Consider the following 13916-nt stretch of genomic DNA (forward strand, 5'->3'; position numbering starts at 1 on the left):
AAAAATCCAGAAAACATAAATGCCCCCGGTGGGAGCGAGCTTGCTCGCGATAGCGTCAGATCAGTTGGAATTGATGTAACTGACACACCGCTATCGCGAGCAAGCTCGCTCCCACAGGGTTTATCGTCAGCATTATGTCGAAGCCAGGCATCCGCCGGTAGGCATTCTCGATTGTCCACTCAAAGTAGACAGTCTTTCGTTTTCCACCTGCTTATTGAACTTCAGGATAACCATTAACCTTCTTCTGAACCCGGCGAACGGCCCCAGCCGCCGCCCATAGACATCAGGAGAATCATCATGCTGACCCTTCGCAAAGCTTCGGACCGCGGCATTGCCCGCCACGGCTGGCTGACCTCGTTCCACACCTTCTCGTTCGCCAGCTACCGCAACCTCAACGAACAGGGCTTCTCCGACCTGCTGGTCATCAACGACGACCGGGTCGCCGCGGCCAAGGGTTTCGGCCAGCATCCCCACCGGGACATGGAGATCTTTTCCTACGTGCTTGAAGGGGCGCTGGAACACAAGGACACCCTGGGCACGGGCTCGGTCATTCGCCCCGGCGACGTGCAGTTGATGAGCGCCGGCAGCGGCGTGGCCCACAGCGAGTTCAACCACAGTGCGGACGAGCCGGTGCACTTCCTGCAGATCTGGATCGTGCCCAACGTCAGTGGCGCCACGCCACGCTATCAACAGGAGCATTTCAGCAGCGAGCAGAAACGCGGTCGCCTGCAATTGATCATCTCCCCGGACGGCGCCGACGGCTCACTCCAGGTGCGCCAGGATGCACGGGTCTACGCCGGGCTGTTCGATGGTGAGCAAAGCGCCACCTTGACCCTGGCCGCGAATCGCTATGCCTACGTGCACGTGGCCCGAGGCGCTGTCGAGCTCAACGGCGTGCAGTTGCAGGAGGGTGACGGCGTGCGGGTACGCGAGGAGCAGGTCCTGACCTTGAGTCACGGCCAGGATGCCGAGGTGCTCGTGTTCGATCTGCGGCCGCAGGAGCTGCCGCAGATGCCATGAGGCTATGAAGCAACCTGTAGACCCTGTGGGAGCGAGCTTGCTCGCTCCCACAATGGGTGTTTCACAATGGCGCCTCCACATTGAATGGATGGCCGCCCGCACCTGTGCGGCATGGCGCAGCCGCGTGGTGACCCGCCAGACCTATCTGCGTCGGGGCGATTCTTTTTGCATTGATGTTCGATTTTTCTTTCGGGGCGGAAAAAGCTCGAAAGTCCTGAAACCGTGATTACCCGTGCAGCTCAGACGAAAAACTTCTAAAAAAAGTCAGGCGATTGGACGAATTCAAGCTTTGATCTAATGGAGCTGCGGTGCGTATCGGGAAGGGCCCATTACCCAGGAAATGTGCTCGTCGGTTGCCACGAGCCCGAGGGATCTATAAAGTTCCCAAAAGGATTTCGCTTCTGACCGGCGGTCATAGAGACTGCCCGAAGTAAATTGACCCAATGTATGAGTCCCGGCAAAATAATCTCACTTTGCCACTAATATTCCTGACTTGCTTATTCACGGAAGAAAGCATGAAAACCGTCATATCCCTCGCTTTAATCTCCATTGCGTGCAGTGCGGTCGCGGAAGTTCAGAACATCAAATACCTTTACGATGATTCGGATGCCGTGTACTCCATCGTGTCGTTTATCGACAGCGGCTCAGCCATCCAGGCCACCGTACAGAGATCCGGGGCTTACTTCACCAACTACACAAAACTCGAACTCGACTGCGCCAGCCGCAATGTACGGCACATGGGGATGTACAACAGCCTCGCAGTGCTGGAAAAAGCCCAGTTCGACCAGATGCAAGGGCGAATCATCGACGGCTCGATAGCCGACGAAGTAGGCAAGGTGCTGTGCAAGGAGACGACTTTGACCGCATCACAAGCCGCTCCGCAAACCGAAGACCTGCCCACCGAAACACAAACCGACGATAACAGCTGATTTGTGTCCGTGACGCGGGAGCTTGCTCCCGCTGAGCTGAGTAGCCCTCCCGCCCCAAAAACTCACGTTCCGATCCGTCAGCGCCTTCAGCGCAAAGCTTGCTTGCGCTCCGATTTCGAACGGTAACTGCCAGGCGGCACACCAAAGAAATCCCGGAAACGACGCTGGAAGTGCGGGGAGCTGACAAAACCTGTCGCCACGGCGATTTCGGTCACGGATCGATTGGTTTGCTGGATGAGTTGGCGCGCCCGCGTCAGGCGCAGCTCCAGGTAATAGCGCGTTGGGGTCGCGCCGAGAAAACTGCAGAACCGTCGCTCCAACTGGCGCTTGGAAATCTTCACGCACGCGGCCAGCTCATCGATGGTCAAGGGCTCCTCTACGTTCTGCCACATCAGTTCCAACGCCAACTTGAGGCTTTCCGGCAGCGTCGGGTCGGTCTCGACGAAAACCGGTGGCAAGTCCGTCGCATCGTCGCCCGACTCATCACAACGCAGAATTTCCTCGATGGCCCCCACCAGCGCCGCTCCGCCCGTCTGGCGAATCAATTGGAGCATCATGCGCAGCGAACTGTTGGCGCCCGCGCAACTGACCCGCTCCCGATCCACCACATAGGCCCGGCTGGACACCTTCACATGGGGGAACACCTCCACCATCATCGCGCGACTTTCCGGGTGGACAGCGCATTCGAAACCATCCAACAGATTGGCATCGGCAACGAAGAAGACACCGTTCCACAACCCGCCCAGGATCGCCCCGGACGCCGCATTAGCGCGCAGCTTGCGGCGCAGCAAGGGATGGCCTTGCAACTTCACGCGAAAGCCCCCGGCGACAATCAGCACGTCCTGGTTTTCCGGCATCTGCGCCAGTTCGATGTCCGTCGAGATGACAATGCCCAGGTCGCTCGTCACCTGCCCACCTGAACCCCCCACCGTCAGCACCTCGTAGAGGGGCATGTCGCTCATCAGGTTGGCGGTCACCAGCGCGTCCACCGCACCGGTGAAGGACATCATCGAGAAGTTGTCCATCAATACAAACGCCACGCGGATCGGCGCCTCGCTGGCGGACGCCGCTCCGAGCGGTCGATAAGCCATGTTCTTGTTTTTGAGTACGCTCTCGAATGCGCTTGGCATAGGGCCTCGTTAATACATTAAAGACAATGAGGATTGGCTGCACGTGGGTGCCCGAGCCGCAGAGCGAAGGCGCAGGGCAAACCACGCTATCTTCCAGACTAGTCAAGCCGCCTGCAATCGCGCCTACGCCCTCTACCGATCGGCCCGCGCCAAAATGGCAAGCCTCAAGTGCCTACAACTTTGGTCGATACAGTGGCAGTAGGCATGGGCGCTTTTCCCTTCCAGAGACTCGCAACGCCAAACACTGCTGTTTCCGCCGTTCCAACACTTAAAATATTCCGCGGGAGAAGTCATGAATATCAAACAGAAGCTGACATGGGCGTTCGCGGCCATCGCCTGCCTCCCGGTTATCCTGGTAGCGGTGCTTGTCGTAATGAACCTGCGCGACGCCGCAAAGGCCAACTTCCTGGACAGCAGCGGCCGTGAAATCCGCCAGATCGACAACGGCATGAAACAGTTCTTCGATGGCATCAGCCAGAACGTCGAATACATCGCCAAGGATCCACGGATCATCGCCGCCAAGGGGTTGAAAAACTACTCCCTGGCCGATGCCGCACAAACACCGCTCCCCGAGATCAACCAACAACTTCTGGAAATATTCGACCGATTCGCCAAGAGCCATCCGACCACCGCCTATCTGTCCGTGGGCCTGAGCGACGGCGGCTACGCCAGCTGGCCTGACGATCCGAAGATGACCAACTATGATCCGCGCGTGCGCCCTTGGTACAAGGCTGCCATCGCCGCACCGGGTACAACCGTGCGCACGGACGCCTATTACTGGGCGCCGGACGATGTGTCGCTGATCGGCACCGTACACACGGTCGCCGACGCCAGCGGCAACGTCGTGGGCGTGGTCGGCCTGGACGTGTCGCTCAAGCAGCTCACCGAGCTGGTCAAGAACATCAAGCTGGGCGACAGCGGCTACCTGATGCTGGTGGAAGCCAACGGCAACGTCCTGGTGGACGCCGCCGATGCCAAGCACAACTTCAAGCCGCTGGCCGACCTTGGCCCCCACTATGCCGAGCTGGCCAAAAGCAGCGATGGCGTGACTCAGATCGAGATCGACGGCGTGCCCTACATGGCCAACGTGGTCAGTTCCAAAGGGCTGGGCTGGCGCTTCATCGGCCTGATCAAGCGCGATGAAGTGATGGCCGAAGCCTCGAGCCTGACTTGGCTGATCGCCGCCATCGCCGCCGCGCTGGCCGTGGTCTTCGCCGTGGTGGGCGCCAGTTTCGCCAGCGTGATCGTGCGGCCGATTCGCGGCGTTGCCAATGGCCTGCAGGAAATCGCCGAAGGTGAAGGCGACCTCACCCGCAAACTCATCGTGCAAGGCAAGGACGAAACGGCCACCCTGGCGGGCTGGTTCAACCAGTTCCTGGGCATGATCGCGCAACTGATGCAACGCATCGGCAGCGCCTCTTCCGACCTGCAAACCGCCGCGGCCGATACCAGCCACGTGGCCCAGAACATGAACGATGCCGCCGGGCGCCAGCGCCAGGCCGTGGAATTGGTGAGCACCGCGTTCAACGAAATGGTTGCCACCGCCAACGAAGTGGCCCGCTCTTGCAGCCAGGCCGCCTCCAGTGCGGACGAAGGCTACCGCGATGTGCACGACGGCCAGCATCACATCGGCGAAGCCACCGGCAGCGTGCTGAAACTGAGCGAGGACCTGCAGCAGTCGACCCAGACCATGCAGGCGCTGGAACAGGACAGCAAGAACATCAACACCATCCTCGACACCATCCGCTCGATCGCCGAACAGACCAACCTGTTGGCCCTCAACGCCGCGATCGAAGCCGCACGGGCCGGCGATCAAGGTCGTGGGTTCGCCGTGGTGGCCGACGAAGTGCGGGCCCTGGCACGCCGCACCGCCGACTCCACCGGCGAGATCGACAGCCTGCTGGGCAACCTCGCACGGCGCACCCAGGAAGTCACCCAGCAGATGCAAAGCAGCCTGCAGGTGTCCCACACCAGCGTCGAGCGCATTCAGCAGGCCCGTGACAGCTTCGACAAGATCCGCAATTCGGTGGACTCGATTCGCGATCAGAACACCCAGATCGCCACGGCGGCAGAGGAACAGCACCAGGTCGCCGAAGACATCAACCGGCACATCGCGCAGATTCATGCCGATGCCCAGTTGGTCGAGGAATTCGCTCACTCGGCACAGACCGGCTCGGGGCGTTTGACGGATATTTCCGGGCAGCTCAAGGGCTTGGTTGGGCGCTTCAAGTTCTAGCGTGTTCGAGGTGGCGAGCCAGGGACGGCTCGCCGCTCAGGATGATACAAACGAAAAGCCGCGATTGGCCGCACTGCGCTCATACTCCAGAAGACACTCATAGTCAGCCTCACTGGCCGGCAGGACTTCCCTGATCGCCAAGTCACGGGAAATCTCGGGAAGCTGGCTCAAGGCTTCGTTCATTGCGTGCCGGATAGACTCTGCTTGCGTCGCCGTTCGACGAATCGATGTTATGTAAGGCAGGCAGGGACTGCGCACACTTCGCACCAGGATCCTGAGGCCTTCGATCTCGTCACTGTTGTCTCTCGCCAGATAGTCGTAGGTGACGCTGTCGATAGAAGCCAAATCACCGTCGTGGTTTTTCAACCTTCGAATGCTCTCCCTGTGGGATCCGGTGAAGGTCAGTTTCGAGAAAAAACCACGGTCGCTGATCCCAGCCAACGTGTGGCGCAATAAATTCATTCCCGAGTTGGAATCCCGGGCGTTGATCAGACCATGGCTGCCCTGCAAACCCGCCAGATCGGTGACGGCCGAATCAGCTCTACACAGCAGCAAACTGCAATGGTCACCCCCCGAGCTATGAGCAAGCTCATAGCTCGGACGCCCTATCAGCCTCACCTTTCCCCGCAGTGACGTGACGAATGGATAGCCGCAGGTCTGGGATAACAACAGATCAGGGGAAAGCCAATGGGACACGGGATCAACGATCGGTCTTTGCTCACGGCGCTCACCCAGAATCTCCAGGGTGCGCTGGAGCCAGGCGTCCTGGGCCTGTAAAACCCTGGCGGGAGCGAGGTACATGGATAGATCGCTGATCATATGAAAGCCATTCAGAGGATTGTGATTGACGCTGATCACAGCAAGAAGCGGTTGGCAGGCGTCTTCAAACCCAAGCGATCCCTCAGGGTCCCGGGTTCATATTCCGTGCGAAAAACCCCTCTGGCTTGCAGCAAAGGCACCACGCCACGGGTGAATGTGTCGAAGTCCGTCGGCAAAAACGGAAACATGAGGTTGTAACCATCGACGGCATTCGACTCGTATAACGCTGAAAGCTTATCGGCAATATGCTCCGCCGTTCCGATCAGCAGCCAGGTACTGGAACTCTTGACCAACCGGCGCCCTATTTCACGGATGGACAAGGTCGTGTCGTACTTCTTGAGCAGGGCCAGTTCGGTTCGAATGCCATCGAACTCAGACTCATCCGGCAACGCGGGCAGCGGGCTGTCCGGCGACAGGCCTGTCAGATCAAGACGGGTGTAGCTGGAGACCAGATCAATCGCCACGGCATCGATAATGAGGCTGTCCTCCAGTTGCCGACGGCGCTCCTCCTCAGTCTCATCCTCCAGAACCACCGGAAGCACACCGGTAATGATTTTCAGATCACTGGAATGCCGGCCCTTCAACTCGAGTCGGCGATTCAAATCGGCCCTGTACGCCAGTCCCTCTTCGACCGTATTGATGAAACAGAAATGCACGTCCCCATGGGCGGCGGCCAGATCCTTGCCCGCTTCAGAAGACCCCGCCTGGGCAAGGACTGGATGTCCTTGCGGTGGACGCGGCACGTTAAGCGGCCCACGCACGTTGAAATGCGCTCCTTTGTGATGAATCGGGTGAATTTTGGACGGATCGGCAAAATCGCCGCTGTCCTTGTCAAACTCAAGAGCCCCCTCCTCCCAGGAGTCCCAAAGCTGCTTGACGACATGAATGAACTCCTCGGCCCGCCGATAACGATCGCCGTGTTTCGTCACGCCTGACAATCCGAAATTCGAAGCCTCCTCTTCCAACCAGGAGGTCACGATATTCCAGCTGGCTCGCCCTGTGCTGAGGTAGTCCAGCGAAGCAAAATATCGCGCAATGTTGAAGGGCTCGTTATAGGACGTTGAAGCGGTGCCCATCAGCCCGATGTGTTCGGTGACAGCCGCCAATGCGGACAAGAGCGTAATCGGTTCAAGGCGGGCGTTGGCATAGTGCCTCAACCCACTGGCGACGGAGTCCCAGACCGCGACGTGATCCGCGACAAAAACCGCATCGAACTTCGCCGCTTCGGCTGCCTGCACCAGTTTCACGTAGTAGCCCAGCGTCAATATTTCCTTGGTCGGCGACAGCGGGTGGCGCCAGGAAAAACGGTGATCCCCTTGGGGATTAAAAAAGAACAGATTCAAAATCATACTTTTATTGGACATAACGCCTCCGCGACCTTACCCACATCGCATTCATGTTCAGTTGGCCGCCTTGACGGTATTTTCAGCGACCCACTGCGCCGCGACTTTTGCGGGATCCTTGTGATCGATATCAACCAGGCGATTGAGTTGCTTGAGGTCGTCATCGGTCAGTTTTGCAGAGACCTCGTTGAGCACTTTGGTGACTTCTGGGGTCAGCAACGCCTTGCGCCCCAGTGGCGTAATGTTTTGCAGGGGCTGTTGGTGCTTGTCGTCCTCGAGCACAACCCAAGGTTCTTTTGCCAGGATGCCTTGCGTGGAGACCACCGTGGCGACGTCGATAGCACCTGAGTTCAGCGCCAGCCGCGACAAGGGCCCGCCCATGTCCAGCGATTTGACGCTCTTGAAGTTGATGCCGTAGACCGCCTTCAACCCGGGCAGGCCTAAGGCGGCAGTGGTGACTTCGGGAGGCCCACCCAGCGTGAGTTCACCGGAGACGGGCGCCAGGTCGGACAAGGTCTGCAGGTTGTACTTTTCTGCGGTTTTCTGGGTGACGGCCCAAGCGGTAATAGAGCCCGCGGCCGAAGGTTCAAGCAACTGGAGGCCCGCCGGCAACTTCTGTTGCAAGACGCTGACGATCTCCTTTTGGCTGGTCAGGGCGCTCTTGTCGTCATAGAAACTCAACAGTGATCCTATGTACTCGGGTACAACATCGATATCCCCGTTTTCCAGCGCTTTGGCGATGATCTGGCGGTTCCCCAGATTGAGCCGGGTCTTGACCTCAATCCCTTCCTTTTTCAAAGCTGACGCATAGATATTTGCGAGAATCGTCTGCTCGGAAAAATTGGCCCCGCCTATGGTGATGGACTGGGCACTGGCAAATGCGCTGCCCACCAGCAAGCCTAACCCCAGCAACAATGAAACCGAGTGCGCTGAACGAGCCTTCGAACGTCGTTTGTTTTTCATTTGGATTTGCACCTCTGCAGAATTAATACGCACTTTCAAATGCCCCTGATCATGTAGCGCTCAGTTCAACATCCCCCGCTCGCCATTTTCGAACCATGAGTGTTTCGATCATTGAACAAACCCACTCGCTGACAATCGCAAGTGCCGACACCACCAGTGCGCCGCCAATGATTTGAGGGATGTCATTTCGACCCAGCCCGTCAATGAGAAACCTGCCCAGCCCGCCGAACCCTGCATAGGCGGCGATGGTGGCCGTGGCAATAAGTTGCACCAGGGCTGATCGGAATCCAGAAAAGATCAACGGAAAAGCCAACGGTAATTCCAGCTGGATAAACATCTGCCATCTGCGCATCCCCATCGATTTGGCAGCATGCTTCAGAGACGAATCCACCTGATCGATGCCAACATAGGTATTGGTCAATATCGGCGGGATGCTCATGGTGACCAAGGCGATAATCACTGTGCTGGTTTCATAGCCAATGACCATGATTGCAAGTATCACAATACCCAGGGAAGGCAATGCTCGCCCAATATTGAACAGCCCGATCGCAACCTGCGCGCCTTTGCGGTAGTTAGCCATGAGTACGCCGAGCGGCAACGCTATCGCACAAGCAATCGCCAGGCTCAAAGACACATAATAAATATGCTCTGCCAGCCGAGTCAGTATTCCGTCTTCGCCCAACCAGTGTTCAGGAAGAGAAAACCAGAGGTAGACATCTGCGATCCTATTCATTAGCGCACCCAAGGGACCAGCCATTTATTGATTGAATAAAACAGAAAATCAAAACATAACGCCAACATCACCGTCAGGACCAAACTGACCGCCACAGGCGTAGTGAAACTTTGAGCCAACCCGGTAATGAACAGTTGCCCCAATCCGCCTTGACCAATTAACGCCGTAACCGTCACCAGCCCTACCAATGTCACTGCAGTCGTTCGCAGCCCTGCCAATAACGAAGGCAACGCCAGGGGAAGTTCAACTCCCAGGAATCTCTGCATGCGCGTGTACCCTAGCGCACGGGCTTCTTCCAGCACGTCCGGGGGGTTACTCGCAAGGCCCGCCAAAGTGTTCTGTAACACAATCAGCAAGGCATACAGGCTCAAACCAATCACCGCCGTCGTCTTGGACAAACCGGCAAAGGGCATTATCAAAATGAACAGTGCCAGGGACGGAATGGTAAAAAGTATTCCGCTGATATAAATCATGGGCTGCGCCAACCCTGGCTTCCACAACGTCAAGAGCACCATTGCGCCCGCCAACAACATTCCTATAAACAGGCCCAGGGTCACCAGCTGAATATGATCGAATAACAGCTGACCGATCTGCTGCCAGTTTTCAACGATCCAGGACCAGTCAATCATTGCGCACTTCCAAAGCGGCGCTCATTGAGTGCGCTGTGAAAGCTGGCAATCGACAGGCAACCTTCGTAACCGCCCGCCTCGTCCACTCGAACAACCACACCGAGCGGAGCCGTTAGAATTTTAACCAGTGCGTGATGCAACGAGTCATTATTAGACACCGTGGTAAGTTCCGGGACAGGCAAGTCCGATTCACTGACCCACTTCAGCGGATTGGACTTATCGTCCAGCAGAAGTTTGAATTCGCAATTGACTTCATCCAAAGGAAGATCAGAAACCTTCATCAGCGACAGTCTTTTCAACAGCGGATCCTTGCCGATGAAGTTCTTCACAAACTCGCTGGCAGGGTGGGCAAGGATATTGTGAGGTGTATCGAACTGAGCAAGCTTTCCTTCACCCTCGAAGATGGCGATCCGGTCACCAATCTTGATGGCCTCTTCCATGTCATGGGTCACCAGGATGATGGTTTTATGCAAACGCCTCTGCAGCGCAACCAGTTCGTCCTGCAGTCGCTCGCGGATCACCGGATCAAGCGCGGCAAAGGGTTCGTCCATCAATACAACCGGTGGGTCCGAGGCCAATGCCCTCGCCAAGGCAACACGACTTTGCTGCCCGCCCGACAGTTGATTAGGGTACCTGTCCAGAAATTCCGGCTGAAGCCCGACCAGGGAAATGAGCTCGCTCACGCGCTGGCGGATCTTATGCTTGCTCCAACCCAAGAGCCGCGGAACAGCGCCAATATTTTCTGCAACGGTTTGATGAGGAAATAAGGCTGAGCTTTGCATCATGAAACCAATGCCACGGCGAAGCGTCACGACGTCAAGCTCATCGGTCGCCACCCCATTGACACTGATGCGGCCACTGTCCTGGGTGTCCAGTCTATTGATCATTCGCAAAATGGTCGTTTTGCCACACCCACTTGGCCCGACAAATACGCAGATCTCCCCCTCCCGGACATGAAGCGTTAAATCGCTCACGGCCATTCGCGGGCTGCCTTTATGAGTTTTCTTGATGGCTTCAAAACGTATCATTTTCCGACGCCCAGATTAGCTTGAGTATTTTTAGTGCCTGACAGGATGGCGAGGACAATCCACGGGATTGATCAGATGCCTCTGCAATAACTGGAAGTAGCCATGAATGACATAGCCATTGTTTCGCGCGATCCATTGTTCACGCCTGGCTCTATACACCCGAGGCAAATAAAACCAGGGCAAACCGGGAAGATCGTGATGAACCAAGTGAAGATTGAGGTTAAGAAAGAGCCAACTCAAAAGCCCTGAGGATTCATTGATCACCGTGCGGTGTTCTGGCAGCGTTGACGGCCGATGCTCGTAAAACGACCTGATCATTGCAATGGACAAGGCCGGCAGTGAAACTAAAAATACGTACTGCACAGCGCTGATGGCGCTGTATTGCTCAACCAAGGTCAGCACCACGACGACACTTAGCACGTGAGCTATCCACACTCGTCCAGTACTTCGTCCCGCGAGAAACAAGCCTCTGATCTCGCTACCCAGCAGGGATATCACTGCCAATGGTGCTCCCACGAGCAAGCGACCACCCAAGGTCTTATTTACCCAAAGCAACGCTTTCACATAACGAGGTGACTGCAACCAGAAGGCACTTGTGACATAGCGACTTTCTGGATCTTGACCAGGCACCGTCAGCACCTCGTCGTTGTGATGTGCCAAATGCGTGTCCCTATAAATGTCGTAGGGATACCAAACGGCAAACGGCAGAAACCCCAGGGCTTTATTTATGACAGGCCAACGCGTTGGGTGACCGTGAATAAGCTCATGCTGGATCGACATCCAGAGCACGACCAGTGGAACCAACAGAACAATGCTGATGAGTTGGCCAAGTGCCTGCCCATGAAAAACAATAAGAGCCCAAGCCAGATAAAAGCCGACCAGTAAAAGCCAGGTGGGCCATTCAGTCTGGCTGGTCAAGGTCCTGCTGAGCTTGACGATTTCAACTCGATGAGCTTCATCCAAATAATTTGGCATGGTGGTAAGTCGCGATAGGCTGCGCTGAACAGACGCCCACTCACTCACACTTCAAGCGACCACCCGGGACCGGGTATTACCTGGAGATGACTGACTGACGTTACGGTATGGAAGTGCCGACAGCGGTGCGTCACATGGCGTAGAGCAGAAACGCCAAGCCTTCGCTGATTGCACTGCAGGCCTCACTGTTGGCCTGGCAAGGGAGAGGTTTGCCGGTCACGAATGGAGCGGCAATGGCGGCACAAGAACTGATGCGCAGAGTGCCGGACTGAGAAATCACTGCATGGGCCCCATCATGCGACAGAGCCTCAAGGCTGATTTGGAAGATTCGGGCGCCGGACATAGTCGTACCATAGAGTAGGGTTGAACATATCCGGCGGTCCGGTAGCGTCAACTTAACATGCCAACTAATTCGATCAAGGAATATATTCTATTATGCTTATTCCTGGATCGAATAACATGAAACGGGCTTCCTACCCTTTCGCCTTGATTGCATACAGGCCTGCGGCAATCACCATGCACGCCCCCACGACGGTCCATAGGTCGGGCAGTTCGCCAAATACGAACAGGCCGATGCATGTGGCGAACACCAACAGCGTGTAGTTGAACGGTTGAAGCGTACCTGCCGTTGCGTACTTGAGCGCCTGGAGGAGTAGCAACTGCGCCACCATGCCGATCGTCGACAGCACGGCGATCAGGCCCCACTGTGTCGGGTTCGGCGAAACCCACCCTGGCAAGCCAGAGAACGTGATGGCCAGGGCGCCGAAAAAACCCATGTAGAGCATGTTCGTCGCGAATGAATCATCCCGGCTGATCCGACGTGTCAGCACACTGAAGACCGCGAACCCCAGGGCCGACAACAGCGGAATCAACGCCGCCAACTCGAAGACGCCGGTTCCCGGACGGAGGATCACCAGGGTCCCCATGAACCCTATGGCCGCGGCCACCCAGCGACGGACGCCGATGAACTCACCCAGGAACGCGCCCGCCAAGGCCAGGGTCATCAGCGGAAACACCGCATACAGGGCATGCATTTCCGCCATTCCGAGGTAGCGCAGCCCCAATCCGAACAACGCGCTTTCGCCCACCCCCAGCAAGGCACGGATGACCTGCAGGACCGGATGATGGCTTCGACACGCCGCTCCCAGGTGGCCGCGATAAAGGCTATAGCCGACAGCGAATGCCAGGAATACCCAGTAACGCACCATGACGAGCTGGGCGACGGGAAGGTCCTTGACCAGCACTTTGGTGATCCCGTCCTGGCTTGCAAAGAGCAGCATGGCAAGCAGGCACAAGAGGATTCCAAGTTGCGGCCGTGGGGCATCACCCACGGTGTGCATCACCCGTGGTCGGCTCAAGCGCAGGACTCATGGAGCAATCCCCACAGCGCCAGGAGTGGCGCTTGCGTTGATCTCATCGCATGGGTGCAGGACGGTGGGTTTATGACAATGCCCCCTGCCCCGGGCGTCCACCAGCCTACGTTCTCGCGATACCAGTCGCCTGGGGACAACACCAGATAGAACTCAGCCGGAGGATGCTGGTGGAACGGATAACAGGTTTCGGGCGCCATGAGGGCCAACCCCAGGGTCATGCCAGGACAGTCGAACAATCCCCCTGGACCGGTGACCATCCCATGGCAATGCCGCTCCACGAACCGATCGTCCTGGCCGGCCTGGGCCTGACGGTTGATCCAGGGAACATGGGGCACCAGCGCGTTCAACGCCTCCAATACCCCTGCCAAGTGTTCGGGAACTCTTGGCGCAGCGTCGAATGCCTGGGCCAAATAGGGTGCCAGGACTGCCGGTAACGCGCGGGGCGTTGCCGACGGTTTCTTGAGGGACCACTCGGTCGGGCCCAGGGCGGCGGCATAGGCCTGTGTCGCCCCGGATGTACCGTCCCCCGAGCTGTTCGAGAGGACTTCATGCAGCGATCGCCGAAGCCACTGCGCGCTACGAGTCACCACCGGATCCGACGACAAATGCTCGTGACGGGTAATCATCGTTTCCCCCTTGCTGAGTCAGGCGCAGACGAAAATGACAGGCTGCTCAACGTATCCCATCGGTACCGGAAGCGGGGCCCTGATGTTCCAAGGGTAGCCCGAACGGTATCGC

At 57.3% G+C, this 13916-nt stretch carries 14 protein-coding genes; 3 read left to right on the top strand and 11 right to left on the bottom strand.

Annotation, left to right across the window (positions count from 1 at the left end; genetic code table 11):
- Positions 1-297: 297 nt before the first annotated feature.
- Positions 298-1020 carry a pirin family protein gene (locus tag BM317_RS13540; protein WP_092474573.1) on the top strand — a complete coding sequence of 241 codons (723 nt, stop codon included), beginning with the start codon at positions 298-300 and terminating at the stop codon, positions 1018-1020.
- Positions 1021-1535: 515 nt separating this feature from the next.
- Positions 1536-1949, top strand: a complete 414-nt coding sequence (locus tag BM317_RS13545) for a hypothetical protein (RefSeq protein WP_060741527.1) — start codon at positions 1536-1538, stop codon at positions 1947-1949.
- Between the two features lie 86 nt (positions 1950-2035).
- On the opposite strand, the gene BM317_RS13550 is transcribed toward BM317_RS13545, so the two are convergent.
- On the bottom strand, positions 2036-3079 hold the full coding sequence (locus tag BM317_RS13550; RefSeq protein WP_092474575.1) for a GlxA family transcriptional regulator: 1044 nt from the start codon (positions 3077-3079) through the stop codon (positions 2036-2038).
- A 292-nt stretch (positions 3080-3371) separates the two neighbouring features.
- Between BM317_RS13550 and BM317_RS13555 the strand changes: the two genes are divergently transcribed.
- Positions 3372-5315 carry a methyl-accepting chemotaxis protein gene (locus tag BM317_RS13555; RefSeq protein ID WP_092167086.1) on the top strand — a complete coding sequence of 648 codons (1944 nt, stop codon included), beginning with the start codon at positions 3372-3374 and terminating at the stop codon, positions 5313-5315.
- Positions 5316-5351: 36 nt separating this feature from the next.
- Here the strand turns inward: BM317_RS13555 and BM317_RS13560 are convergent, their stop codons facing one another.
- The 10 genes from BM317_RS13560 to BM317_RS13605 form a co-directional block, all read right to left on the bottom strand.
- The gene (locus BM317_RS13560) at positions 5352-6134 is read right to left on the bottom strand and encodes a phosphate/phosphite/phosphonate ABC transporter substrate-binding protein (protein WP_092167084.1); all 783 of its coding nucleotides are present in this window, start codon (positions 6132-6134) and stop codon (positions 5352-5354) included.
- 35 nt (positions 6135-6169) lie between these two features.
- A complete protein-coding gene (locus BM317_RS13565) occupies positions 6170-7498 on the bottom strand; it encodes an LLM class flavin-dependent oxidoreductase (RefSeq protein ID WP_092167081.1) in 1329 nt (442 codons plus the stop codon).
- A 36-nt stretch (positions 7499-7534) separates the two neighbouring features.
- The gene (locus BM317_RS13570; RefSeq protein WP_092474577.1) at positions 7535-8440 is read right to left on the bottom strand and encodes an ABC transporter substrate-binding protein; all 906 of its coding nucleotides are present in this window, start codon (positions 8438-8440) and stop codon (positions 7535-7537) included.
- A 49-nt stretch (positions 8441-8489) separates the two neighbouring features.
- Entirely contained in the window at positions 8490-9173 is a 684-nt protein-coding gene (locus BM317_RS13575; protein ID WP_092167079.1) for an ABC transporter permease, read from the bottom strand.
- The gene (locus tag BM317_RS13580) at positions 9173-9802 is read right to left on the bottom strand and encodes an ABC transporter permease (RefSeq protein ID WP_092167077.1); all 630 of its coding nucleotides are present in this window, start codon (positions 9800-9802) and stop codon (positions 9173-9175) included. The genes BM317_RS13575 and BM317_RS13580 overlap by 1 nt, the downstream gene beginning before the upstream one ends.
- Positions 9799-10830, bottom strand: a complete 1032-nt coding sequence (locus BM317_RS13585) for an ABC transporter ATP-binding protein (RefSeq protein ID WP_092167074.1) — start codon at positions 10828-10830, stop codon at positions 9799-9801. The genes BM317_RS13580 and BM317_RS13585 overlap by 4 nt, the downstream gene beginning before the upstream one ends.
- A gap of 30 nt (positions 10831-10860) precedes the next feature.
- The gene (locus BM317_RS13590) at positions 10861-11805 is read right to left on the bottom strand and encodes a fatty acid desaturase (protein ID WP_092167072.1); all 945 of its coding nucleotides are present in this window, start codon (positions 11803-11805) and stop codon (positions 10861-10863) included.
- Positions 11806-11935: 130 nt separating this feature from the next.
- Entirely contained in the window at positions 11936-12085 is a 150-nt protein-coding gene (locus tag BM317_RS30705) for a hypothetical protein (RefSeq protein ID WP_170842293.1), read from the bottom strand.
- A gap of 193 nt (positions 12086-12278) precedes the next feature.
- The gene (locus BM317_RS13600; RefSeq protein WP_256574144.1) at positions 12279-13163 is read right to left on the bottom strand and encodes a DMT family transporter; all 885 of its coding nucleotides are present in this window, start codon (positions 13161-13163) and stop codon (positions 12279-12281) included.
- Positions 13160-13804 carry a dimethylsulfonioproprionate lyase family protein gene (locus tag BM317_RS13605; RefSeq protein ID WP_092474578.1) on the bottom strand — a complete coding sequence of 215 codons (645 nt, stop codon included), beginning with the start codon at positions 13802-13804 and terminating at the stop codon, positions 13160-13162. Before BM317_RS13605 ends, BM317_RS13600 begins: the two co-directional genes overlap by 4 nt.
- Positions 13805-13916 lie beyond the last annotated feature (112 nt).

Source organism: Pseudomonas sp. NFACC24-1 (assembly GCF_900115235.1).
Lineage (GTDB): Bacteria > Pseudomonadota > Gammaproteobacteria > Pseudomonadales > Pseudomonadaceae > Aquipseudomonas > Aquipseudomonas fluorescens_AA.

Bases quoted from the DNA above. Each gene is read 5' to 3' on its own strand.
- BM317_RS13540 (WP_092474573.1), top strand. From the start codon at position 298: ATGCTGACCCTTCGCAAAGCTTCGGACCGCGGCATTGCCCGCCACGGC.
- BM317_RS13550 (WP_092474575.1), bottom strand. From the start codon at position 3,079: ATGCCAAGCGCATTCGAGAGCGTACTCAAAAACAAGAACATGGCTTAT.
- BM317_RS13545 (WP_060741527.1), top strand. From the start codon at position 1,536: ATGAAAACCGTCATATCCCTCGCTTTAATCTCCATTGCGTGCAGTGCG.
- BM317_RS13565 (WP_092167081.1), bottom strand. From the start codon at position 7,498: ATGTCCAATAAAAGTATGATTTTGAATCTGTTCTTTTTTAATCCCCAA.
- BM317_RS13555 (WP_092167086.1), top strand. From the start codon at position 3,372: ATGAATATCAAACAGAAGCTGACATGGGCGTTCGCGGCCATCGCCTGC.
- BM317_RS13575 (WP_092167079.1), bottom strand. From the start codon at position 9,173: ATGAATAGGATCGCAGATGTCTACCTCTGGTTTTCTCTTCCTGAACAC.
- BM317_RS13585 (WP_092167074.1), bottom strand. From the start codon at position 10,830: ATGATACGTTTTGAAGCCATCAAGAAAACTCATAAAGGCAGCCCGCGA.
- BM317_RS13560 (WP_092167084.1), bottom strand. From the start codon at position 6,134: ATGATCAGCGATCTATCCATGTACCTCGCTCCCGCCAGGGTTTTACAG.
- BM317_RS13590 (WP_092167072.1), bottom strand. From the start codon at position 11,805: ATGCCAAATTATTTGGATGAAGCTCATCGAGTTGAAATCGTCAAGCTC.
- BM317_RS13605 (WP_092474578.1), bottom strand. From the start codon at position 13,804: ATGATTACCCGTCACGAGCATTTGTCGTCGGATCCGGTGGTGACTCGT.
- BM317_RS13570 (WP_092474577.1), bottom strand. From the start codon at position 8,440: ATGAAAAACAAACGACGTTCGAAGGCTCGTTCAGCGCACTCGGTTTCA.
- BM317_RS13580 (WP_092167077.1), bottom strand. From the start codon at position 9,802: ATGATTGACTGGTCCTGGATCGTTGAAAACTGGCAGCAGATCGGTCAG.